This window comes from Sporomusa rhizae, from assembly GCF_041428845.1.
Classification (GTDB): Bacteria; Bacillota; Negativicutes; order Sporomusales; family Sporomusaceae; genus Sporomusa; species Sporomusa rhizae.
In genome coordinates, this window is the sequence record NZ_CP156925.1 from 3,504,155 (window position 1) to 3,527,155 (window position 23,001).

Annotated in this window: 21 protein-coding genes and 1 other annotated feature; of the genes, 7 read left to right on the forward strand and 14 right to left on the reverse strand. The window is 41.8% G+C overall.

All coding sequences use genetic code 11. The features are described 5' to 3' along the window. Positions 1 to 193: 193 nt before the first annotated feature. The 6 genes from SRRS_RS16570 to SRRS_RS16595 all read right to left on the reverse strand — a co-directional run bounded on the left by SRRS_RS16570 (position 194) and on the right by SRRS_RS16595 (position 7,811). A complete protein-coding gene (locus SRRS_RS16570) occupies positions 194 to 1,495 on the reverse strand; it encodes an MFS transporter (protein WP_371362072.1) in 1,302 nt (433 codons plus the stop codon). A 310-nt stretch (positions 1,496 to 1,805) separates the two neighbouring features. Beyond that, positions 1,806 to 2,510, reverse strand: a complete 705-nt coding sequence (locus SRRS_RS16575) for a FadR/GntR family transcriptional regulator (protein ID WP_371362074.1) — start codon at positions 2,508 to 2,510, stop codon at positions 1,806 to 1,808. Between the two features lie 279 nt (positions 2,511 to 2,789). Continuing rightward, positions 2,790 to 4,745 carry a methyl-accepting chemotaxis protein gene (locus SRRS_RS16580; protein WP_371362076.1) on the reverse strand — a complete coding sequence of 652 codons (1,956 nt, stop codon included), beginning with the start codon at positions 4,743 to 4,745 and terminating at the stop codon, positions 2,790 to 2,792. Between the two features lie 536 nt (positions 4,746 to 5,281). After that, positions 5,282 to 5,938 carry a GntR family transcriptional regulator gene (locus SRRS_RS16585; protein WP_371362077.1) on the reverse strand — a complete coding sequence of 219 codons (657 nt, stop codon included), beginning with the start codon at positions 5,936 to 5,938 and terminating at the stop codon, positions 5,282 to 5,284. Positions 5,939 to 6,385: 447 nt separating this feature from the next. Continuing rightward, complete coding sequence (locus tag SRRS_RS16590; RefSeq protein WP_371362078.1) at positions 6,386 to 7,621, reverse strand: Y-family DNA polymerase; 1,236 nt, start codon at positions 7,619 to 7,621, stop codon at positions 6,386 to 6,388. A 28-nt stretch (positions 7,622 to 7,649) separates the two neighbouring features. Next, entirely contained in the window at positions 7,650 to 7,811 is a 162-nt protein-coding gene (locus SRRS_RS16595; protein WP_371362079.1) for a hypothetical protein, read from the reverse strand. Between the two features lie 175 nt (positions 7,812 to 7,986). Then, positions 7,987 to 8,259, forward strand: a binding site (T-box leader). Positions 8,260 to 8,448: 189 nt separating this feature from the next. Between SRRS_RS16595 and SRRS_RS16600 the strand changes: the two genes are divergently transcribed. Continuing rightward, positions 8,449 to 10,980, forward strand: coding sequence for an AMP-binding protein (locus SRRS_RS16600; RefSeq protein WP_371362080.1), 2,532 nt, complete (start codon positions 8,449 to 8,451; stop codon positions 10,978 to 10,980). A gap of 52 nt (positions 10,981 to 11,032) precedes the next feature. Here SRRS_RS16600 and SRRS_RS16605 read toward each other — a convergent pair whose 3' ends face one another. From SRRS_RS16605 to SRRS_RS16620, 4 genes are all read right to left on the reverse strand, one after another. Beyond that, positions 11,033 to 11,296, reverse strand: coding sequence for a DNA-3-methyladenine glycosylase (locus SRRS_RS16605; protein WP_371362082.1), 264 nt, complete (start codon positions 11,294 to 11,296; stop codon positions 11,033 to 11,035). Positions 11,297 to 11,377: 81 nt separating this feature from the next. Beyond that, entirely contained in the window at positions 11,378 to 11,893 is a 516-nt protein-coding gene (cobO, locus tag SRRS_RS16610) for a cob(I)yrinic acid a,c-diamide adenosyltransferase (RefSeq protein ID WP_371362084.1), read from the reverse strand. Between the two features lie 86 nt (positions 11,894 to 11,979). Then, positions 11,980 to 13,284 carry a DUF512 domain-containing protein gene (locus SRRS_RS16615; RefSeq protein ID WP_371362086.1) on the reverse strand — a complete coding sequence of 435 codons (1,305 nt, stop codon included), beginning with the start codon at positions 13,282 to 13,284 and terminating at the stop codon, positions 11,980 to 11,982. Positions 13,285 to 13,765: 481 nt separating this feature from the next. Further along, a complete protein-coding gene (locus SRRS_RS16620) occupies positions 13,766 to 14,053 on the reverse strand; it encodes a Dabb family protein (protein ID WP_371362088.1) in 288 nt (95 codons plus the stop codon). 348 nt (positions 14,054 to 14,401) lie between these two features. On the opposite strand from SRRS_RS16620, the gene SRRS_RS16625 reads away from it, so the two are divergent. Then, positions 14,402 to 14,761: a hypothetical protein gene (locus tag SRRS_RS16625; protein ID WP_371362089.1), complete on the forward strand. Its 360-nt coding sequence runs from the start codon at positions 14,402 to 14,404 to the stop codon at positions 14,759 to 14,761. Positions 14,762 to 14,821: 60 nt separating this feature from the next. Here the strand turns inward: SRRS_RS16625 and SRRS_RS16630 are convergent, their stop codons facing one another. The 4 genes from SRRS_RS16630 to SRRS_RS16645 all read right to left on the reverse strand — a co-directional run bounded on the left by SRRS_RS16630 (position 14,822) and on the right by SRRS_RS16645 (position 18,221). Beyond that, positions 14,822 to 15,064 (reverse strand): hypothetical protein, encoded by a 243-nt coding sequence (locus SRRS_RS16630; protein ID WP_371362091.1) that lies wholly within the window; start codon positions 15,062 to 15,064, stop codon positions 14,822 to 14,824. 199 nt (positions 15,065 to 15,263) lie between these two features. Beyond that, entirely contained in the window at positions 15,264 to 15,500 is a 237-nt protein-coding gene (locus tag SRRS_RS16635; protein ID WP_371362092.1) for an SWIM zinc finger domain-containing protein, read from the reverse strand. Positions 15,501 to 15,603: 103 nt separating this feature from the next. After that, positions 15,604 to 17,169 carry a DHA2 family efflux MFS transporter permease subunit gene (locus SRRS_RS16640; protein ID WP_371362093.1) on the reverse strand — a complete coding sequence of 522 codons (1,566 nt, stop codon included), beginning with the start codon at positions 17,167 to 17,169 and terminating at the stop codon, positions 15,604 to 15,606. Continuing rightward, positions 17,166 to 18,221, reverse strand: coding sequence for an HlyD family secretion protein (locus SRRS_RS16645; RefSeq protein ID WP_371362095.1), 1,056 nt, complete (start codon positions 18,219 to 18,221; stop codon positions 17,166 to 17,168). Before SRRS_RS16645 ends, SRRS_RS16640 begins: the two co-directional genes overlap by 4 nt. Positions 18,222 to 18,444: 223 nt before the next feature. Between SRRS_RS16645 and SRRS_RS16650 the strand changes: the two genes are divergently transcribed. The 5 genes from SRRS_RS16650 (at position 18,445) to SRRS_RS16670 (ending at position 22,939) form a co-directional block, all read left to right on the forward strand. Then, a complete protein-coding gene (locus SRRS_RS16650) occupies positions 18,445 to 19,068 on the forward strand; it encodes a TetR/AcrR family transcriptional regulator C-terminal domain-containing protein (protein WP_371362096.1) in 624 nt (207 codons plus the stop codon). Between the two features lie 380 nt (positions 19,069 to 19,448). Continuing rightward, positions 19,449 to 20,108 carry a hypothetical protein gene (locus SRRS_RS16655; RefSeq protein WP_371362097.1) on the forward strand — a complete coding sequence of 220 codons (660 nt, stop codon included), beginning with the start codon at positions 19,449 to 19,451 and terminating at the stop codon, positions 20,106 to 20,108. 162 nt (positions 20,109 to 20,270) lie between these two features. Further along, positions 20,271 to 20,402 carry a hypothetical protein gene (locus tag SRRS_RS16660; protein WP_371362099.1) on the forward strand — a complete coding sequence of 44 codons (132 nt, stop codon included), beginning with the start codon at positions 20,271 to 20,273 and terminating at the stop codon, positions 20,400 to 20,402. Positions 20,403 to 20,630: 228 nt separating this feature from the next. Next, positions 20,631 to 22,022: a histidine-type phosphatase gene (locus tag SRRS_RS16665; protein WP_371362100.1), complete on the forward strand. Its 1,392-nt coding sequence runs from the start codon at positions 20,631 to 20,633 to the stop codon at positions 22,020 to 22,022. 446 nt (positions 22,023 to 22,468) lie between these two features. Continuing rightward, a complete protein-coding gene (locus tag SRRS_RS16670; RefSeq protein WP_371362101.1) occupies positions 22,469 to 22,939 on the forward strand; it encodes a universal stress protein in 471 nt (156 codons plus the stop codon). Positions 22,940 to 23,001 lie beyond the last annotated feature (62 nt).

Consider the following 23,001-nt stretch of genomic DNA (forward strand, 5'->3'; position numbering starts at 1 on the left):
CATCCTCCCCTTGTTAAATATAATCTCTCGGAATCCGAGAGGCTCTATGAATCAAGGCCTCTCCTTATTTGCGACTACAGCTGCGAATAAGTTAAAGCCAGAACCCCGTGCCGAAAAAAGTTAGCTTCCTTATTAACATTACTAATTACTCAACGTTTTCTGACAGGTATCCTACCCAATCATCTTGTTTGTCTCAATTTTCCTTGAAAAAGGCGAAAGCAATAATACCTACTATTAATCCGCAAGCCGGGATAATAAATGCTGATTGGTAGGCTGCCAACGGATATACGCCCGAAGCAAGCGGCACATAAGAATTAATAACCTTTCCCATAACATATTGGTAAAATGCACCGCCGGAAAAGAGAAAAATATTTAATGCGCCTACAGCAGTCCCCGCAAATCGCGGCTCATAAATTTCTTGAGCGCAAACGAAGCAAGAAACAAAGGTTCCCCCAGAAACCCCATACCAGAAGAACAACGCATATAGTGTTACAATGGATAAACTGTCGGTAAAAAACGTCAGGGGAATATAGCTTAAGGTGTGGAGAATGCATCCCCACAATAAAACTTTCTTACGGGATTTCAAAATTTTGTCCGATACATATCCCGATAGCGGGCAACCAAAAACCATACCGAGAGGAAACATCATGAGAATATTGCCTGCTATTTGTTTGGACACTCCGTAAATATTCTGTAAATACGGACCAGCCCATAATGAACCGACCCCCATGAAAGTGCCATAAAAGGAGAAAAGCAGCAGCCCAAGCAAATAGAACTTTTTATTACCAAACACCACTTGTATTGCTTCACGCAAAGAAGTTTTTTTATTGACATCCTTCGTCGCTGGTCCAGACATTTCTTGGAATGAAGGGAAACCCATTTCATTGGGTTTGTTCCGGATCACTCGGTAGGCGAACACGCTGGCAACCATCGTCAATACGGCTACCAGACTAAAAGAATTCCGCCAGCCAACACTACCCATTAGAAAAACCAACGGAGTAGTAGATATAAGGGCTCCAATATTTCCGACAGCTAACAATACTCCGGAATAGGTAGCTAGTTCGTCGGGCTTGTACCAATCGGCCAGAATCCTCATAGCTGCTACATATACGACACCAACACCAAAACCTATCATAAATCGTCCCCAGGCCATGCTCATTACATCGTTAGCTAAGGAAAAAACAAACCCTCCGATACCTGCAAGAAAAACAAAGGCCGCTATCGTCTTACGTGGTCCCCAAGAATCAGCTAATAACCCTGACGGTAAAGCGGTTGCTGCATATGCCCAGAAATACATAGAGCCGATAAATCCCAATGCAGATGGCTCTAGAGAAAATTCTTTAATGATTTCCGGTCCTACCACCGCCGGCGCTGCCCTATGAAAATAGGAAATCAGGTATGTAGCGGAGATGACGAGAAAAATCCATAATCGATACTGCTTCATTTTGCCAACTAATTCTGCATCATTTACAACATGGTTTACTCCATAGTTCATGCTTAGAATATCCTCCTTAGTTCAACTACACATGATGATTGAAATATCACCGCTCTTTTCCGATTTGCTATATGATCAATAACTTCACTTTGGCTGATGCGCATTGGAATTCCGGCATTCCAACATAATTTAAAAAAATTTATTAATAGTTGGCATGCTGGCATTCCACTCGATTAAAAAAATTTTTATCATATCTCCTATTCACCCAAAATGCCTTAACATCACACATACTATCATTGACTAGTTGTAATACAACATATCATTTTGAATGTACTGAATGCCGACATTCAGTACATTCAAAAATCTTTTATTATGTCTTCAATTCGCGCAAATGTTCTAACATCGCACGCACAGCTTCATCGGAATTTTGTTCTTCTATCGCTTGATAAATTCTTTTGTGGCTACACAATGCAATATCTTGTTGAGCAATTTCCTTAAGAGATTTTTGGCGGGAAAATAACAACAGGGCCATCAAAAATTCATTGACCTTGACAATAACATCATTGCCCGCCGCAACAATGATTGCTGTGTGAAAACGTATCGATGCATTACTCACATCTTTTTTCATGGTAATATTTCTTTCCATCTCAAGCAGTGCATCTTCCATCGTTTCCAGATCATTTTTTGTCCGCCGCTGTGCAGCAAGTCGAACTGCCTGAATTTCAATCGCTTCACGGGTTTCAAGCAAATCTTTCAATCCGGACTTTGGATTCAGCACTAAAAATCCAATACTATTTAATAAATGTTTGATATCTATTTGTTGTACGCATACCCCCTTACCGCGGATATACTTGACAACACCTAAAAATTCTAATATCTTAATCGCTTGACTTACAGGCATCCGGCTTACGTTAAATAATTCCGCCAATTCCCGTTCCGATGGAAGTACTTCACCTTCTTTAATATAGCCTTTCATGATCCACATGCGGATACGTTCTACAATTTGACCATAAAGCACTTCCGAGTTTCCAGTTAATTTATTCAATTCTTGTTCTTCCTGAGGAATAGATAACATATTTAACAGTCCTTTTCGAGCATATTGGCATTCCGGCATTCCATTTTATAAATTAATTATATTCCAATAATATCTATTTGTCAAACTAGTTTTACATTTTGTAACTTAATTTGTCATAACTAGACAAAAGATTATCTATAAAAGGAAGAAACAGCCATTATGTCGCTAAACACCACAACTAGTTCTTTATATTACCCTTCCTGCTCAATTATAAGAAAAGAATTTCATATTTTTCCGTAAGAAAACTACCTAATCGATCAGTGGTTTGAATTAGGAGCTCTATTTATAGGTAAAACGATTCACAAGCTTAGATAGCTCCTCGGCCATACGGGCAAGTTCCTGACTGGATGCGGCAATTTCTTCCACCGACGCTGACTGTTGCTGAGTAGAAGCGGAAATTGTTTCGCTTTGAGCGGCAGTCGTCTTTGTTACATTCTCGACTTTTTGATTCGCTCCCATAAGTTTGCTGCTGCTGGCAGCAGTATCTTCCAGGAGTTTCCTGCTTTGAATTACTTGCTCCAGTACCTTCTTTACTAAGACAACAATGTTCTGAAAAGCTTCACCTGTAGTTTTTATGACCGCTACACCGCTCTGAACCTCGCTGGAACCAGATTCCATAGTCTTGACGGCGTTATCTGTTTCGCTCTGAATCATGGAAATGATTTCACTGACTTGTTTTGCCGCCTCGCCTGATTGTTCAGCTAACTTCCGTACTTCCTCAGCTACTACGGCGAATCCTTTGCCTGCCTCACCAGCGCGGGCAGCCTCGATTGCTGCATTCAATGCCAGAAGATTTGTCTGACTTGCCAACGACGTAATAGTACTAACAATTTGGCCGATTGTATGGGAATGCCGCCCTAATTCAGCGACTGCAGCAGCGGAATAAGTAACCGTTTTCTCAATGTTCTCCATTTGATTTACCGCCAAGAAGATTTGCTTTTCGCCTTGTGTTGCAGTCTCGGCCGATTGCTCTGCCGCTTCAGTTGCTTGTCGCACATTAGAAACCGCATTGCTAATATCCTCAGACATTTGCTGGACTAGGGTATTCATGTCATTTACAATACAATTTTGTTTCGTAGTTTCTTCCGCAATATTGGTAACAGCATCTGCTATATGACTTGCTGCTTGTGCCGATTGTTCTGAAGTAGCTGTTAATTGCTGACTGGATGCAGTAACCTTCTCAGAAGAAAGAGACACTTTTTGAACCAGTAACCGCAAACTCTTAACCATAGTACTAAAGTTTTCGGCCAACAATCCAATTTCATCATTTGAGTTATTATCAACTGTTACTACAAGATTGCCATTTTTCACTTCATTCGTAGCCGCTACTAAACTTAAAATCGGCTTTAGCATTTTTTTTGCAAAGAAATATCCGATGGCAACTACAATACATATCGTCACGATTAATATTGTTGTATCTGTTATTGCTAACTTACGTACTTGAGCTGTATATCTGTCATAGGATTGTTCAATGCAAATCCCCCAGCCGGTATATGGATCCCGTACATAGCTTACCATTCGCTTCTCACCGTTACTATCCGTGATATCCATGTTCCCTTCACGACCGTTTAATACCTGTTGTACATACTCAAGCTGTGCTACGTCCTTTCGTTCATCTACAACCTCCTTATCAGGGTGGGCAAGAATTTTTCCCTCCCTGTCCACAATGTAAGCCTTATCCCCATCTTTTGAGCGTTCCGCAATAAAACCGCTTAAAGTAGTCAAATCCAGTGAGCCTTGCACAGCTCCGATTACTGCACCTGATTCATTTTTTATAGTTGTCGCTAAAATTACCATTGGGTGTCCATTAGTTTGCCCAATTAGAACGTCTGAAACAACATCATCTGACCCTTGCATTATTTGCTTAAAATAGGGGCGCTGTGATACATCCGGCAAACGATTATTATCATTTCTTACGATATGCATTCCCTGCCCGTTAACAATTGCAATTGGTGAAATGTCAGCATAAACTTTCGCCGCATTAACGAGCACCTCTTTGCCGGAAACAATATCCATATTTTTCGCGCTAGCAGAATTAGCAATGGCTTTAAGCCCGTAAATATTCTTCTGGAGCAAAGAATTCACTTCCAGCCGCAGACTGCCAGCCTTTGAAATTCCGACACGTTGATATTCGTCTTGCATAGTATTGCTAATTTGCCAATAAGCAAAAAATGATAAAATACATAGTGGAATAATACCAACTGAAACTAATAGTATCATTAATTTACGTTTCATAATTTCACCTATCCCTCTTGAAAATAAAAGAACATCAAAATTACCATCCTGCTTACAGTAGTAACAGCTCCGCCTACATATGCATTATTTTATTTGCCGGCATTCTGGAATGCCATTTTTGTCTATACAATATCTTTATTTTTTAACTGTCTTCTTAATTCTTATAATCTCCTCCCTTTTCCCTATAGGTCATTCACATTTTAGCCTGTTCTCCTCTCAGTGAAATCTGATGTACTGGTGTGATCCAGATCCCCCTATCAAATTATGGTTATCTCTTTTCCTTAAAAAAATTATTTGTCTCGTAAATAAACAATATATTAAATCGTGCATTATTTCAAGTATTATTATATATATTATTTTTATTTAACTTTCTCTTAAATATTCCCATTATGTTATGTTGCCTTCTTATATTGAAAAACTTTCTTTGTCGTCATTCATTTTATTGATATTTACATAATAAAAAACTGCACTGAAACTTAACGTTCCAATACAGTTGCTATATTGTCTATGCTTAACTTCAATAAACTATCAACAATTCATAGTTGTCGGGCTCTCTCTAATTTGGCGCGACTCTGTACCGCCTCCACCATCGCCTGTTTATGTTGACGGATAAACTCTTCAATCCTTGCCCCGGGAGCACGTTCTCTTATTAACCGGATTAATTCTTTGTGTTCCATAATTGACATAGGGATCCTTTTCGGCGTATAGGGAAATCCCGCTATTCGCAGTTGAGACAGGCGTTGCCACGTTTGTTTAACTTTACCGATCAAAAAATTGTTGCCGCACCGCTCATGAATAATGGCATGAAACTGAACATTCAATTCAGCAGCTTTAACTAAGTCTAGTTCTGCAACCGCTTGTTCAATAGATTGATTCGTTGCTTCTAGTTTTTGCAGATCTGATTCTGTGAGAAACTTTGAGGCTAGGGCTGTAGCACCGCCCTCAAGGATTCCCAACACAAACATGACTTCTGCGTAGTCACACTCATTAAACCTTTTTACAATTGCCCCACTATAAGGGATTATTTCTACGAGGCCTTCCGCTACCAGTTGTTGGATAGCTTCTCTGACCGGACTGCTGCTGACTTCCAATTCCTGGCACGTTCGATCAATGATAATACGATAACCAGGTCCATAAGTCCCGTTCAGAATTTGAGACCGTAAAAACTCATATGCTCGTTCTTTTTTGCTCATATAACTCACTCTCGTAAAGATAATATCTTACTAATTCATCTCGGATTATAATCACTTATAATTAAAAGATTAGATTGATAAAAGAAACACATGCATAGGCTCATTACTGCATACTATCCCTAAAATATACTATAAAAGATTCATCTGAAAATTACAATAGAACTGACCAACCGATCTGTTAGCTTAGTAGCTTCCTTAAGTTCATTTCGAAGCAACAAAGACCCGCTGCTACCCCTTCATAATAAACATTAATAATCCCCGCCCCGTGACACACATGGCACATACCAAAAAGCAGCCGGTTAGGCGGAATTAATCTCCTTAACCGGCTGCTTACTTGTTATTATTTATATTTTCAATATCTGTTTCCTTCTATAAAGGGTCAACATCGCAAAGAGATGCGTACTTATGACCATGCTGATGAGAGGCGGGCAATCGGTCCTCTTTACATCATTCACTTTTTCCTTTATGTCCGCCCACATAATCCGCCCGTTCAAGGAAGGTTCCACCAGCCATCGATCCAGCATAAAAGATCGTTTTTTTGCCAAATCGCTTCCGCAGATCATCTACTACTCTATCTATGGCATGGTTCTTTTCTTCTCCTTCAAAAAACAGTTCCAACTGCTCATGCCCTTCTGACACAATTTTCCCAGCAGTAATATTTACCGATCGTACCGGTTCACCCTGCCACCGCTTAATAAACTCCTCGCGTGCCGCTTCACTAATGATATCCGTTGAGTGTTCCGGGCGAACTAGCTTAATTCGTGCAGTAAAGCCCAAATTGAAATTCCTATCCGAGTATCCTATTCCCAAATATACCTCTTGGCATTTTTCCTGGTGTTTACGTAGCCTAGCGCATACATCTCCCACCATTTCCTTGATGATCATTAGAATTTCTGCTTTTACATAATAATCCCGCATTAATATCTGGTTTTTACTATAGGACTTACTTTTCGGCCGTTCCTTCTGGCTAATGATGCTAGCATCCAAGCCCCATGCGTGGTAATATAACTGCGACCCCATTACACCTAGAGTTTTCTGCAACCACACTGGATTGGCGTGAGCCAGCCCCTCAATCGTATAAATACCCATTCGCTTGAGTTTCTCATCGTATCCTCTGGATATGCCCCAAAACGCAGTCAGCGGCTGTATTTTCCATACCGTTTCCGGCACCATCTCATACGTCCATTTTGCAATCCACGGCGGACGCTTTTTAGCTTCATTATCCAGTGCCAGTTTTGCCAAAAGCGGATTATCGCCAATGCCTACAGTCACAATAAGACCCAACTCATCCTTCACCGTCTTTAAGATGGCTTCCGCAATCGCCTCTGCGGGTCCAAACAAATTTAGCGATGCGGTAACATCCAATATGGACTCATCAATGCTATAGATGTGTAGGTCTTCATCTGTTACGAATCGGCGGAATATATTCTGTATTGCCTGGTTCACATTGATATATAGCGCCATATTTGGTTCTACTACCATAATCGGGGAACGCTTGGGAATTTCAAAGAGCCGATTTCCGGTCTTGATATTATATTCCAATTTAACCCTCGGGCTGCTGGCTAATACGACCGCACCGGCTCTCCTTAAATCTGATACTACAGCAATATAGGCTTCTAGCGGGTCAAGCCCCCGCCGAACCGCCTCTACAGATGCAAAAAATGATTTTACGTCGATGCACAATACGCTCCTACGGGGAAAACGAGAAAAATCAACGAGCCCCATCGCTTTTACTTTCTTTCTCTTTCATCTGCTCGTTGTGCTCAGACAGAAGCATTCCCGCCCACTTTACCATACATCGGTCGACGTAAACTATCCGAGCCATCTGCTGGTAAATAGGGATACTCAGTAAATCTATAGTATGTTCGCTCATCACTATCCACCTCCATTTACATAATACCAGAACATATGTTCTGTGTAAATGTCGATGGACCTGTTAATTTTTGCTAGCCTTGAATAGAAATAAAGCTGTCCCTGTCCCCCTGTTTTTAGAAAATATCTTGACAAATTTTGTAGAATTTGGTAGCTTATAAATAATTTAAATATACGTAAATGCGTTGATAGGGAAAAAAACGCTGCCGTATGGCGCTCCAGAGAGCTGTTGGATGCTGTGAAACAGCGCGCCGGTCAGTCGTGAAACTCACCCTTGAGCAGTCCACCGAAAACAACCGCCTTTCCCTGGGCGCTGCGAGTAGGTGCGAACGGTTTGCTCAACCGTTATCAGGAGACGGCATTGGCTATTTTGGCTAATGCCGCAGAGTGGATATGTTTTCATATCAACAAGAGTGGTACCACGGAAGTACAGTGCTTTCGTCTCTTAGCAGGAATGCTCAGGGATGAAAGCTTTTTTTTGTCCTGTCAGAAAGTGTAAAACTTTCGACTGGATAAGGGCAACATCGGCTTCCACTCTCGCCAAAGGCTCGGCGCAAGCCGTGTTTTCTTTATTCTTGGGTATTGCTATACTAACAGACCGGTTCGTACGGTGCTAAAAAATTGTAAGGAGGATTGCAGTGAAACTCGCTTTTTCTACTCTTGGTTGTCCCAATTTTAATTGGTCTGAAATCTATTCCATGGCCAAGGATCTTGGGTTTGACGGCATTGAAATCCGTGGACAGGGCTGCGAAATATTCACCGGCCATGCCCATCCTTTCACTGCCGCCCGGCTCCCGCAAACGATCAAAAAACTCTCGGAACTTCACCTCGAAATTCCCTGCCTGTCTTCCGGCTGCTGCCTGAAATTCGCCGAAAAAGCCGAAGAAAACCATCAGGCGCTTGTGCAGTATATTTTGGTGGCCGCCCGGCTTGGCGCCCCCTATGTCCGCATTCTGGCCGACCTTGAAGCACAGCCGGGCGGCGAAGTGGATGACACCGTTGTGCTGGCCGCGTTGAATCGCCTGGTGCCCATTGCCGAAGAACACGGCGTAACGTTGCTGGTGGAAACCAACGGTGTTTATGCCGATACGGCCCGCCTGGCCAGACTGCTTAATCAAGTGGCAAGCGACGCAGTGGCAGCGCTGTGGGATATCCATCATCCCTACCGTTTTGCCGGTGAGACACCCGGTCAGACTGTGCAAAATCTCGGCGCCTATATTAAATACGTGCACATCAAGGATTCCATTGTCGAAAATGGCGTCATCCGTTACCGTATGCTGGGCGAGGGCGATTTGCCGCTTGACTACGTGATGCTGGCGTTAAGCTCGATCAAATACGACGGCTATCTTTCGCTCGAATGGCTTAAGCGCTGGGCGGACGATCTGGATGACGCCGGCGTTGTTTTCCCGAATTTCGCCAATTATATGAGCCGTTTCATGGAAAAGGCCACAGCCAAAGGCCACCTGTTCGACAATAACGCCAAAACCGGTAAATATGTCTGGGAGAAAGACACGCTCATTGACTTAACTTTTCCCCAGGTGCTTGACCGCATGGTAATTGAATTTCCCGATCAGTACGCCTTCCGTTATACCACGCTGGACTATACCCGGACCTACGCCGAATTCCGCGACGATGTTGATACCTTTGCCCGGGCGCTGATTGCTCTGGGCGTCAAGCCGGGTGACCATGTCGCCGTCTGGGCAACCAATGTCCCCCAATGGTTTATAGCCTTCTGGGCAACGACCAAGATCGGCGCAGTGCTTGTCACGGTAAACACCGCCTACAAGATTTACGAAGCCGAATATCTCCTGCGTCAGTCGGATACCCATACACTGGTGATGATCGACGGCTATAAGGATTCGGACTATGTCGCTATCATTAAGGAGCTGTGCCCGGAGCTTGAAACCGCGGAGGCCGATAAGCCGCTGTACATAAAACGCCTGCCGTTCCTGCGCAATATCATTACGGTTGACTCCAGGCAGAAAGGCTGCCTGACCTGGGAAGACGCCATAGCCATGGCCGGTAAAGTCCCCATCGAAGAGGTTTACCGCCGCGAACGGTCCATTAACAAGCACGATGTCTGCAACATGCAGTATACCTCGGGAACCACCGGCTTTCCGAAGGGGGTCATGCTCAGTCACTACAATGTCATCAACAACGGCAAAACCATCGGCGACTGCATGGACCTTTCCACAGCCGACCGCATGATGATTCATGTGCCGATGTTCCATTGCTTTGGCATGGTCCTGGCTATGACCGCCTCGATGACGCATGGCGTCACCATGTCGCCGATACCTTATTTTTCGCCGAAACTCTCGCTGGACTGCATCAACCGGGAGAAGATAACCTGCTTCCATGGCGTTCCCACCATGTTTATCGCCATGCTGGAGAATGAAGATTTTGCGCAGACGGATTTTTCGCATATGCGGACAGGCATTATGGCGGGCAGCCCTTGTCCTGTCAAGGTAATGCAGGATGTCGTCGACAAGATGAACATGTCGCAGATTACCATTGTGTTCGGCCAGACCGAAGCCGCGCCCGGCTGCACCCAGAGCCGCGTGGACGATTCCGTAGAGCTGCGCGTCAATACCGTAGGCCGCATCTTGCCCGGCGTGGAGTGCAAGATCGTCGATCCCCAAACCGGCCAGGACCTGCCCGACAATGTGGATGGCGAGTTTGTAGCCCGCGGTTATAACATCATGAAGGGCTACTACAAAATGCCCGAAGCCACGGCCGCCGCCATTGACAAAGACGGCTGGCTGCATACCGGCGACCTGGCCAGGCGTGATGAAAATGGCTACTACAAAATTACCGGCCGCATTAAGGATATGATCATCCGGGGCGGCGAAAATATCTATCCCAAGGAAATTGAGGATTTCATCTATACCCATCCCAAAGTCAGGGACGTGCAGGTGATTGGCGTGCCCGACAAGCAGTACGGCGAGGAGATTATGGCCTGCGTCATCCTCAAAGACGGCGTAGCCATCACGGCGGACGAGCTTAAGGATTATATCCGCTCCCACATGGCCAAGCACAAAACCCCGCATTACATCGATTTCGTAACAGAATTCCCCATGAATGCCGCCGGCAAGATCATGAAATACAAGATGCGCGAACAGGCGGTGCAAAAATTCGGCCTGGAGGCCGACAGCCAAATTGAGACTGCCTGACCAAAAAACAAGGAGCAAAGAATTCCGATTCTTTGCTCCTTGTTACTTTAGCTTACAGAATAAATCCCGAAGCACGGTCCCTGTCCCCGTGTTTCCGTGTTTTTGCCCCATCGCCTGCGCCTCTCTCTTTAATCCTTTTCAATCCAACGGTGTTTGCAGGGGATGCCTTATCGGTAACCCCCATGTAGGCTTCAGCTTCAACAATCTTTACAGCCAGCTTTTGTCCGTTTATTTCGTGAACAAGCACCTTGCCCAGGAGTTCTTGGGCCACGATTAATGAATCCCGGTTATAAAATTCCCTGTCCACTATTTTCATCTTGAATGCTCCTTTCCAGGTCAGCGCTTATTAAAAAGTTGCGTCAGGCCTGGATTCTTTGCACTGCTGTTAAAAAGTCCATCAATGTTCAATTCCCTCGCGCGCTAATACTCCCTGATAATAATAATGCTTTATCTCCTTCATTTCCGTTACTACATCGGCAATAGCGATAAGCGATTCCGGTACATATCGTCCAGTAAGTACAACCTCAACATCATTGTCACGCTGCTGAATTACCTCTATAACACTTTGCACATCAAGCAGTCCATAATATATCGCAATATTAATCTCGTCTAAAATAACCAGTTGATATTTACCCTGTTTCAATATTTCTGCACATTTATTAAGTGCTTCCTCTGCGGCACTTTTATCTTCATGAGCAGGCTGCTTATCAATAAAACATCCTCTTCCTAATTGTTCTACAGTAATTAAGGGCAAGTATTTTTCAATTTTAGTTTCATTATACTTCATATCTTTCACAAACTGGCCAATGTAGACCTTTTTTCCGCTACACGCAGCTCTGACTGCTAAACCAAATGCAGCAGTCGTTTTCCCCTTGCCATTGCCTGTATATATATGAACATAACCCTTGCTCATAAAATTCACCTCATAAATTACACCGCTTCATTTGAAATCTGTTTTTAAAATTTTGCTTTCGAATAAATCCAGTCATAGAAGCTCGCCTAAATATGTTCGGTAATGACCTGAATCAGGTCTTCCCCCGTAAAATCACAAATTAAAATCTTCTTATGGAAATATGTCTCCAGGTCAACAGCAGCAACATCATCCAGCATTATATTTTCATCACTCTTAAACATATTCTTAGGCATTATTATATAATCGAAAACACTATCCGGATGTATCTGTTTCATAATATCCTGTCCGGTCAGCAGTCCGGCTACAGTAATTGTCGGGCCAAAAAAATCATTTATAACTTTATGAACATTTATTTTGATTCTGTTATTTCTTTTCTCAATAGCCTTCGCAGCCCATAATATTTCATTGTAGGCGGAAACACCTGTAATCAAACTGAAGGACCCTTGACCTTTAATGGTAAGCTTTTTAATATTTTTAGTAATACTATCTCTAAAAAACCTGATCATTCCTATACCGTCTTCAATTTGCTCAAAATCTCCGTAAAATTCGGTATCCGGAATTTCGTTTCCCGAAAGCATATAGAATTCATCAGCCAGTCTGATAAAGGGGGTTCCATTTTCCTTCAGAGCCTTTTGCTGAAATTTACTAACATTGTCAAGTTCTGCTTTAGCGCTTTGAGCATCATATAAGGTTATGTCCTTCAGATTTTTCCTAAACTTAGTAACCCCAACCGGTACTGCCGCAACATTTTCAATCGAAGGATATAGTTTATATAGATCATTTACTGTTTTTATTAATTCTTTCCCATTATTATAGCCAGGGCACAATACTATCTGACAATTCATGCTGATGCCTGCAACCGCCAATTCCTCAAGTCGTTCATAAATATTTCCGGCAAATCTGTTATTCAGCATTCTTTTTCTAAGCTCAGCATTAGTTGTATGTACCGAAACATTGATAGGGCTGATTCGGTATCGAATAATTCTTTCGAAATCGTCATTCGTCATATTTGTTAAGGTCACAAAATTGCCTTGAAGAAAAGATAATCTTGAATCATCATCTTTAAAATACAGCGTTTTTCTCATTCCCGGCGGCAACTGGTCAATAAAACAAAAAAGACAATTATTATGACAGCTTCGCGCTTCATCTATAATTCCATTTTCAAACTCAATGCCTAAATCCTCTTGATATTCTTTTTCAACTTCAAGAGTCCAAATCTCTCCATTTTTCTTTTCTATTTCAGCCTCAATGTACTCATCTGCCAATAAAAACTTATAGTCTATTATGTCTTTAATCTCAGTTCCATTTATGCTGAGTAAGCTGTCTCCAACTTCGATCTCCAATTCTTCGGCAATACTGCATTTTATAATCTTTGATATTTTAGTATTCATTCTTCAATCCTTTTTTAATATATGCTTAAATCCGCGGCCGCGTTTTTATTGCAGTGGCAGAACCAGTGCAGAGCACCTAACCTAATATTGTACTTGTTAATACAATACCTGCCCCAGATTTGCTTGTCAAGAAATCATATTCATTTTCTGTCGAATATCTTGCAGAACAAAAAAAGCTCTGATTGAGTAATTTCAACAAACACACCGGAAAATGATTCTTTGTTTGCGCTGTTCTGGAACCTGTCCCTGTGTCCCGTATAACATTCCTGGTGAAGTAATTTCCGCCCATTAATTGACTTAGGAAAAGGAATCCTTCGGCAGCATACTTTAACGGAGTCATACAGATACGTCTCTTTTCGTACTGGTAGTGGGAAGAGAATACAGCAACAGAACGCCCCAAAAGCGTGCTGTTGCTGTATTTCCTATACTAGCGTTTTTCCTTTCAGTCAACCTATCCTGCATTGCTGCAGCAATACCCACATTAAGATTCGTAGCATACGACAGCGCTGGTTTCCAATACACCTGCGATGTATTTGGCTACTTCAACATGAACAGGATGAATAATATAAGCCTCTAAATCTTCCAGTGAATTGTATTGGGCGCTCATCAGTAGGTCATAAGATGATGCACCCTGACGTATATTCATTTCCACTTTCAAATCCCGCAAAAATTCAATTTTCCCTTGCATGCTGAGCAGCACATCTCGCGCCCTGGCGACATTTTCGCCACTTCTATCCTTCAATTTTAGCATTTGAGTATTCGTAATCATGTTGTCTCTCCTTTTCCTTCGGTTTTTCCGTCCTCGCTATCGCTTATCCACCAACCATTGATAGGCATATTGTGGATAGCCCACCATCATGGCACCATTTCTATTATCACCTCCTGTTGTTATTCATTGTACAAGAGGCAATAAGACAACAGTATGTCATATTTAATTACGGTTTATAAATTTTAAACATTTCCTGTATTCGCTGTAGAATGGTATTGCGCACATGTACCGGAGCGAGTGCTTCCTAACTGTAATTATCTGCAAGTTCCAATTGGTTCTATTGTGGAAATTTACTGAATAATATGTAGCAGATAAACGGCTAAATAATTTTAAAAAGGAGAATGTCCAATGGGCTGTAAAAAAGTAGATTTTGATAATTGCGTAGGTTCAGTAAACATACTATTGGATGATAGAGTTGTACTACAAGGACAAATTATAAGAGACAATAATGATGATCACGACCGTAAAACGGAAGTTATTCACCCAAAAATTGATGTGTTTGTAGAAAATGATAACGAGTTTATTACACTGGAATTAACGTGTGATGCAATGATAATCCGAGATAATGCAGAACTCGAGATTATAAACCCTACCCTCTATGAGGAAGGAAACAGGGTAAGAATCAATGTTTCACAAATTGCTGCCATTGGTCCTAGTAACGGATGCCCCGAGGATACAGAAGAAGAAGAAGAAACTTGTGTTAAATAAAATCCCTAAGTTCCAAAAGCTTTGAAAAATCGTAAGCGTCAAAAATGCCGTCACCTTGCACTATTCAGTAGGTGACGGCATTCTGCTTCGCAAAAAATCATCGAAAAAGGGGAAATAGGTAAAATCCATATAACCGGGCGATACATTACCAAAGGAATACTTGTCCGCTAATTTTTTAGAAAAATGCGCTTTCAAAGCCATCACATATTTACGCAAATTTTCATAGGCAATTTGAATATCGCCTTGTTCCAATAGCTCTTTATAAACAGCTATATAATCATTCAGTGATTTGTTTTTATCCATAGTATATTACCCTCATAGTTTGATTTATAGTTTGCCAAGTGGTTCAACTGGTAAATAGAGATGTCAATAAGCCGTTTTCCTCCGTTACCAGTAGTACGGTTCACCTCGAATAGTCTTAAACGGTAAGCTCAATCCCTCAGTACTCATACTTTTACGCAAAAAATCCATCAAAGACTCAGCACCTCATCGAGTCTCCCTTTCACTCTGTTACAGCGCAAAAGACTGCTACCACGTGTTTGCAATGTGGCGCCTCAAAACAGGAACAATCACATTCTTCCCAAATAATTGCTCCTTGTTTATCCAGTTTCAATTTGACTACATAATTTTCTTGCATAGCTACGGTCGCTGTATACTTATTGTTTTCCTTAATTATGTACTGCCCAACACCGCCATTCCAGTAACAATCCTTCCCAAGCTCAAAAATCTTTTTATTCATTTAATCAATCTCCCCCTTCTGGTCATTTTCCCTATTACGCAGATGTCCATGCCACTCCGATCATTTGATGCAGAAATGCCAGAAGATAGAAGCAAAAACATCACTAATGTAAGGAAACGGCAGCATCCTTTTTATGCAATGTATTGCCCGGCATAAATAGTGCTGTAATGCCCAAAACAACTAATACGACGGCGACGAAATTGTAGGTATCCCGAAAGGCGAGAATACTGGCCTGGCGGAGAAGTTCCTGATATATCTGGCCCATGGCCAACGACGATGACTGAGCCGATGGTACACCTAAATTCATTATTGTTTGTGTGTAGTTTGCAAGCACGCTTCGGTAGCCAGAGTCAGCTATTGTCAGATGCTGCACCAGATAAGCTTGCTGTACATGCTGACTGGTAATAAGTTTGTTTGTAACCAGCGAAATGCCAATACTTCCGCCTAGATTACCTATGAGGGAAACAATTGCCGAGGCATTACTGCTGCTTTCCGGCGGAATTTTTGAAAAAGCAAGCGTATTGACCGGAACAAACAGGAACGGCAGACCGATGGTTTGCAGGATGCGCAAGATGACGAAAGTATTGTAGTCTATCTGAGGTGTGATAAACCCGGTTGTCCATGCACCAAAAGCACTGATCAGCATTCCAAAGGAAATCAGATACTTTGCTTGTACCACTTTTACCAGTCTACCGACCACTGGCATCATACAAATGACCGCGACCCCTCCTGGCGAAAGAACCATTCCCGATAGCGTGGCGTCATAGCCAAAATTTTCTTGGGCCAGCATGGGTAACAGTATGTTGCTCGCATAGAGGGCAAAGCCGACGAAAAACAGCATGACACAGGGCATGGTAAAACTGGGTATCCGGAACAACTTAAGATCGACCACCGGATTCTTCTGCCGCTGCAACCAAAATATCGCCAGCAAGATACCAACGGCGGCTATACAGGCAAATACCACAATAAAGGAACTGTCAAACCAGTCTTCCTGTTGACCTTTATCCAGAACGATTTGCAATGCTCCAAGCCCGAGAGCGATCAAGCCAAGACCAATGTAATCCACAGAATCGACTTTTTGTTTCTGAGCGGTAGGCGGATCTTGTACCAAAATATTCACTAGGAAAGCGGCTGAGATACCCACAGGCACGTTTATGAGAAAAATCCAGCGCCAACTGTAGTTATCAGTGATATAGCCACCAAGCATCGGGCCCAATATAGGCGCCAAGATCGTAGTTATCCCCGTGATCGCAAATGCCATTCCCAACTTTTCAGGCGGAAAACTATCTTTGATGATAGCCTGCTGGCTCGGCTGTAAGCCCCCGCCGGCCAGCCCCTGCAGCAGGCGAAATACAATCAGCATCGGCATCGAAGTTGACATACCACATAAAAACGAAGCTAGCGTAAAGCCGATAATGCACAAGATAAAGAAGTTTTTTCGCCCCATAAGGGCCGTCAGCCAGCCTGACAATGGCAGAACAATGACGTTGGATACCAAATAAGAAGTCAAAACCCAGGTACTTTCATCCGAACTGGCTCCAAGCGCACCGGCTATATGCGAAAGGGAAACGTTGGCAACCGATGTATCCAGCACTTCCAAGAAGACCGCAAGGCTGACAACGATTGATACCACGAATGGATTTGCTACTTTTGGCGTGGCGTCGCTCATATTGCCGCTCCTGGCTTATCAGTATATACGGTCGGTGTAACTGACATACCTGATCCCAGGGAAAGCGCAGCGTCTGGAGGGCTGTCAAATACGATTTTTACCGGAATGCGCTGTACGATTTTAACAAAATTGCCGGTGGCATTTTCCGCTGGGAACAAGGAAAAGTGAGATCCGGTTCCCGCTTGAAAACTGTCAACCTTACCGTGTAATACTATGCTTGGATACGCGTCAATCCTGATGTCAACCGGCTGTCCAACCCGTATGTGCGCTAACTGAGTTTCTTTGAAGTTGGCGGTAACCCATAAATCCGTTCCGACAAGCGAGGTCAACTGCTGCCCTACCTGCACATAATTGCCCATTTCCACGCTGCGTTTAGTAATGCGGCCATCCATGGGAGCGATAACCTTGGTATTGGCCAAATCAGATTCCGCCTGCGCCAGATCAGATTCTGCCTGTTTGACCAGAGCCTGTAGTTGCTCGCTAGTATTTTGGGCGGCCGAAATTACACTGGGCGCAGTATTGGCTGATCGAAAATCGGCCTGTAGTTTGTTAAGAGCGGAGCGGTCGGCCTTTTCTGTTGCGACTGCTTGATCCAACTGTTGTCGTGAACAGGCGCCTTCTTTTAATAGGCTCTCCATACGCTGCCTGTCAGCAAACGACTTTTCCCAGGTCGCTTGCGCCGCCGCCACCTGTGCCGCTGCCGAATCAACATTGGACGGCGCGGAAACCGTGGTTGTCTCCAGATTGTCCCGCGAAGCCTTAGCAGCGCCTAAAGCCGCTACTAAGGAAGCTTTAGCCCGGTCGCGACGAATTATGTAATCAGTCGGATCAATCTCCAGTAAAACATCTCCAACTTTGACCATCTGGTTGTCTTGGACATTCAAAGATTTCACATACCCGGAAACCTTTGGACTTATAACGACAGTACGGCCATCAATGACAGCATTGTCTGTCGAAACCTCATCGCGTTGTAAATAATAATAGAATCCGGCTCCAATGGCAATGGCCAAAAAAACAAGGATCGCTTTCTTTGCGGTCGTAGTGAATTTCATATTATCACCTTTCAGATATAAATATTAGACTACAAATCAGCACAAAACTATCACTGATAGATTTATCATAATCTATCAGTGATAGTTTTGTCAATATGTCTCAAAGAATATAAAAAGGCGTATGATTTAATGCAAATCATTAAAATATTGTAAAAGAATGATGTTAGGTATAATATATCATTGATAAGTTTTTAATATTTGAGATTAAGGAGATCTTTAAATCATGGCAAAGATAAAACGTGAAGAAGTCATAGATACGGCACTTTTACTTCTTAAAGAAGGTGGATTAGAAGCTATTACAACTCGGCGTTTAGCACAGAGATTAGGAGTTGAATCATCGTCACTTTATTGGCATGTAAAAGATAAATCAACACTTCTTGGTGAAATGGCTGCTACTATAATAGCTAGACATCATACAATTAAGACACCAGAAGATACCCAACAATGGGAGAAGTGGTTTATAGATAATGCATGTAGCTTTAGAAATGCCCTGTTAACCTATCCAGATGGAGCAATGCTTCATGCCGGATCAATTCCTATTAATAATGATCTTAGTCAATTAGCACCTAAAATTGAATATCTTGTCCGAGCTGGCTTTTCTGAAAAAGAAGCTCAAATGGCAATGTTGACAACGAGCCAATTTACTATAGGATGTGTAATGGAAGAACAAACACGAAATAAGAGAGGAGTATTAAAATCAGCATCTATTGAAAAGTTTAAAAAATGTCAAAGTGATCCAGATATTGATACATTGACTTCTGATATAATAAATATTATAGAAAACGAGGTACAAGATGCTTTTTTATTCGGTCTAAACCTCATCATTAAAGGTTTAAAAAAGGGATAAAGTATTCATCGGCCTCTACTGGCACACATTTATATTAACTACCTATACATACAAGTACGCACATCGGATACCAAATATCCAGACTCGAAAGAAGCCGTTCCTTTGAGTCTATTTATATTTAAAGCAACCGTCTAAAGCTCCCCTTGCTGGGATGCTTTAGACGGTTGCTTTTTTAGGTGACTTTAGAGGCAAGGAACCTATTGTTTGATTTTCACATGTTTTCTAACTCTAGTGGTCAGACAAAAAGTTATATTCCATGGCGAAAGTCAATCGATAAAATGTATTCAATACATTTTTATTATTGATTTCATACAATTCCAGGCATACAATTATAAGCATAATAGATTTTGTATGATGATGCCTAAGAAGGAGTGCCTAAGATGTCAATGATTTATTTACCTAGTTGCAAATTTACTGCCTATTCCCCAGAAGCCAGCAAGAAAATAAAGAATTATCTCTCAGAGAATTATGATATTCAAATTGGGGGATGTTGTAGGCCATTTCACAAGAAGCTTACAAATGATGATACGGTGATTTATATCTGTAATACGTGTTCTGCATTTTGCCAAGAAGACTCTGCTGCTGAAAAAACAATTTCTATTTGGGAGCTATTGGAAAGCGATAAGCACTTCCCCTTTCCAGATTACGGCCATAGAAAAATGGCTGTGCAAGATTGCTGGCGTGTATATGACAATGCCTCTCAACAAAAAGCAGTCCGAAAAATCCTACAAAGGATGAATATTGATATTGAAGAATTAGATGAAAAATACGATAAAACAAGATTTTGCGGAGTTTCGCTTTATGAGTCGCTGCCTAAGCAAAATGGAGAGTTTGCACCAAATCGCTTCATTGAGAACGCAGAAGGTCTTTTTATTCCGCATACGGAAAAAGAACAGGCAGCATTAATGAAAAAACACTGCGATAAAATTAATTCCAACGAAGTTGTCTGTTATTGCATTGCCTGTATTAAAGGCATCAATCTTGGCGGGAAAAAGGGCATTCACTTATTAGACCTCATGTTTGGATTAGAGCCTAAATAATGATGGTTTTACTCAAGACAACGTACATGACTGTATGATTTTGATATAATGTAACCAAGCAGAAAGCGGAATGGTGCCAATAAAGCACTATCCCGCTCTTCTTTTTGTTTTGACGATTAAATATTACAAAACTCTATGACAAAATATTAGGAAGTAAAATGTATGCCTATGATGAAAGCTATTCAAGTAGCTGCTAAAGGACAACCTATGAAACTGGTTGAAGGTCCTGTACGCAACCCGGAGAAGGACAGGTACTTCGAAGGAAGCGGAGGGACGTTCATTTTGCTTCGTTGAAGTATTTTAAAAGAGAAGCAAGAAGATCGTCCCTAGATTCTTTAAGTCAACCATCTAACAAATCTAGTTTTACCCAACATTTAATCACCAGTTACTCAGCAACGCCCCAGTAGTAACCCAATATTTTTGAGCACATTGGTGTGAAAAACCATAAAAGTTATTGCATACCAAATAGTTTTTATGCTAAGCTGGAAGAAATACAATAACTAAAACAAGGAGGATCGAATTGTGAGGAAAACAAGGATTTTACTTGGATTTATGCTTGTCCTAGTAATGATTTGCAATGTATGTTTTGCGGCTACCGAAAGACTATATCTAGGTTCGAAAACCCCTTACCCCTATGAAAAAACAGAATACACTACACCTCCCGCCGGTTATCAACCTGCATTTATTTATATTGCAGGAAGACACGGTTCCAGGAATCTTTCCAGTTACAAGTATGACAAAGCATGGTTTGATTTATTAACCGAAGCTGAGAAGACCGGTCAGATTACTAAGATGGGCAAAACTTTAAAAGCAGAAGTGCAAAAAATAATCGAATTTGAAAAAGACAAATATGGCGATTTATCAACAATGGGAAAAAGAGAACTGTTTGAGATCGGTAAAAGATCCGGCGAAAATTTCAAATCACTTTACGCGACTAATAAACCAATTATCGCCGACGCTACTTATGTAACCAGATCTCAACAATCAAGAGACGGTTTCTTAGAAGGCTTAAAATCGACCGGTTATAAAGGCGAGATTACTATAAGCTTCTACGAACAAGGAAGAGATCCTTATTTAAGACCTTATGATATTGCCACCAAATATCTTGCCTATGAATCTAACGGACAGTGGAATAAAGACGTCGAAATATTTGCCAAAAATGAAACTGCCAAAGCTATGTCCGAAAGAATCTTCTTACAATTAGTTTCCCCTGAATTTCTGGCCCGGCTAGATTCCGGTGAACTAAAGTTTACCGACACAAAGAATAAAACGGTCATTAAAAACGCGGCCACCGCAATATCAGCTCTTTACGAACTTTATGTTATCGGGCCGTCCTTAAGAGAAGACGGTTTGAAAGATATTAATATGAAAAAGTACTTTACCAATGATGAACTTGAGATGTTCGAACGAATTCAGGTTGCAAAAGAATATCACGCGCAAGGACCTGGAGCGCCGGATTCAAATAATATATCGACCAATATTATGGCACCATTAGTAAAAAGAATGATCGTGGAAGTAGACACCGCTTTAGCAAAAAAAGATAAGATTGGAGTTTTCAGTTTTTCCCATGCAGAAACCCAGATACCGTTGGTATGTTTCTTAGAAGTCGGAAATTCACACATTCAATATGCTACTACCGAAGAGGCAGTCCAAAAATGGAATACCGCTGATTTTGGGCCAATGGCGGGTAACGTCCAGTGGATCGTCTATACCGCAAAGGGTAAAGAACCGTTAGTTAAAATGTTACTGCTCGAAAAAGAAATACCCTTCGCCAAAGCCTTAAAACCGTTTCAAGGGACATATTATAAATGGGCTGATGTTAAAGCATATTATACTAAAAAAGTTGAAAACTTAGGAATAACCACAAAAAGTTCAATTGATGATAATATGCGCAGTCTAATCGAAAAATTTTAGTATCTAAACAGTTTCTGCGAGCGATTGGCCCCGAAAGATTCGATCATAATGGGCGGTCGCTTTTTTATATCAACCCACATCATATATACTCATATCGCTGACCTACTTTGGGTTCGGCTTTCAGCTTCAAACTCTAAGCATAATTTGCCAGTTGCAGAAAAACTGACAAATTATGCTTAGAGTTATTTTTTCTCGATCGGCATTGCCCTTGAGCTCGTCAATTGCTGCCAGAGGTGATTCTATCTCCTTCTAAAACCAGAGCTTTATTTAATATCATCGCAGCTCTGCCGCACTGAAATATTCAGTCTCTATCCGTGTCCTGTGTACTTTCGGAAGATAATACCTATAGATATAATAAATTGCTAAATTCTACCGTGAGTTAAAGGATATTTATAGTTTACGGCGAATTAATATTATCTATAAAGTAAAATTAGGAGTTATTATCTATGAAAAAAAACATTTTAGTTCCTTTTGATGGATCGAAAAATGCTACTGAAGCATTACACTTAGCTATCAATATGGCAAAGCTGATGCAAGAAAAAATAGTTATCCTAAATATTCAACCTAGCTTCCAGACCATGCATACCAAAATGTTTTTTTCGGATACTACCATCCGCGATTATCAAGAACAACTTTTTCGTGAAACCGTAGCCGATGCTGAAGAGATTTTGCGCAATGCCGGGGTTGAGTATGATCTCAAATTAAGAATCGGGGATGCTAAAGAACAGGTATGCCTTGAGGCGACTGGTGACAATCCTACACAAGATGGGTGCGCAATAACTGGTATCCGTATGATAATAATGGGATCCAGGGGAATGAATCCAGTGGTAGGTGGAGTGCTTGGCAGCGTCAGCTATGGAGTAGTCAATGCAGCTCCTTGCCCAATTACTATTGTGCCTTTCTCGTGCGGCAAATAAGGTAGCTAGTTTTATAACATTAATAAACTAAAAAGAAGCATTTCTTTGTCGCTGGACAAGAT

What these genes read in the sequence shown, in the direction of transcription:
- SRRS_RS16570 (WP_371362072.1), bottom strand. Translation starts at nt 1,495, where the DNA reads ATGAACTATGGAGTAAACCATGTTGTAAATGATGCAGAATTAGTTGGC.
- SRRS_RS16575 (WP_371362074.1), bottom strand. Translation starts at nt 2,510, where the DNA reads ATGTTATCTATTCCTCAGGAAGAACAAGAATTGAATAAATTAACTGGA.
- SRRS_RS16580 (WP_371362076.1), bottom strand. Translation starts at nt 4,745, where the DNA reads ATGAAACGTAAATTAATGATACTATTAGTTTCAGTTGGTATTATTCCA.
- SRRS_RS16585 (WP_371362077.1), bottom strand. Translation starts at nt 5,938, where the DNA reads ATGAGCAAAAAAGAACGAGCATATGAGTTTTTACGGTCTCAAATTCTG.
- SRRS_RS16595 (WP_371362079.1), bottom strand. Translation starts at nt 7,811, where the DNA reads ATGAGCGAACATACTATAGATTTACTGAGTATCCCTATTTACCAGCAG.
- SRRS_RS16605 (WP_371362082.1), bottom strand. Translation starts at nt 11,296, where the DNA reads ATGAAAATAGTGGACAGGGAATTTTATAACCGGGATTCATTAATCGTG.
- cobO (WP_371362084.1), bottom strand. Translation starts at nt 11,893, where the DNA reads ATGAGCAAGGGTTATGTTCATATATATACAGGCAATGGCAAGGGGAAA.
- SRRS_RS16615 (WP_371362086.1), bottom strand. Translation starts at nt 13,284, where the DNA reads ATGAATACTAAAATATCAAAGATTATAAAATGCAGTATTGCCGAAGAA.
- SRRS_RS16620 (WP_371362088.1), bottom strand. Translation starts at nt 14,053, where the DNA reads ATGATTACGAATACTCAAATGCTAAAATTGAAGGATAGAAGTGGCGAA.
- SRRS_RS16625 (WP_371362089.1), top strand. Translation starts at nt 14,402, where the DNA reads ATGGGCTGTAAAAAAGTAGATTTTGATAATTGCGTAGGTTCAGTAAAC.
- SRRS_RS16630 (WP_371362091.1), bottom strand. Translation starts at nt 15,064, where the DNA reads ATGGATAAAAACAAATCACTGAATGATTATATAGCTGTTTATAAAGAG.
- SRRS_RS16635 (WP_371362092.1), bottom strand. Translation starts at nt 15,500, where the DNA reads ATGAATAAAAAGATTTTTGAGCTTGGGAAGGATTGTTACTGGAATGGC.
- SRRS_RS16640 (WP_371362093.1), bottom strand. Translation starts at nt 17,169, where the DNA reads ATGAGCGACGCCACGCCAAAAGTAGCAAATCCATTCGTGGTATCAATC.
- SRRS_RS16645 (WP_371362095.1), bottom strand. Translation starts at nt 18,221, where the DNA reads ATGAAATTCACTACGACCGCAAAGAAAGCGATCCTTGTTTTTTTGGCC.
- SRRS_RS16650 (WP_371362096.1), top strand. Translation starts at nt 18,445, where the DNA reads ATGGCAAAGATAAAACGTGAAGAAGTCATAGATACGGCACTTTTACTT.
- SRRS_RS16655 (WP_371362097.1), top strand. Translation starts at nt 19,449, where the DNA reads ATGTCAATGATTTATTTACCTAGTTGCAAATTTACTGCCTATTCCCCA.
- SRRS_RS16660 (WP_371362099.1), top strand. Translation starts at nt 20,271, where the DNA reads ATGCCTATGATGAAAGCTATTCAAGTAGCTGCTAAAGGACAACCTATG.
- SRRS_RS16670 (WP_371362101.1), top strand. Translation starts at nt 22,469, where the DNA reads ATGAAAAAAAACATTTTAGTTCCTTTTGATGGATCGAAAAATGCTACT.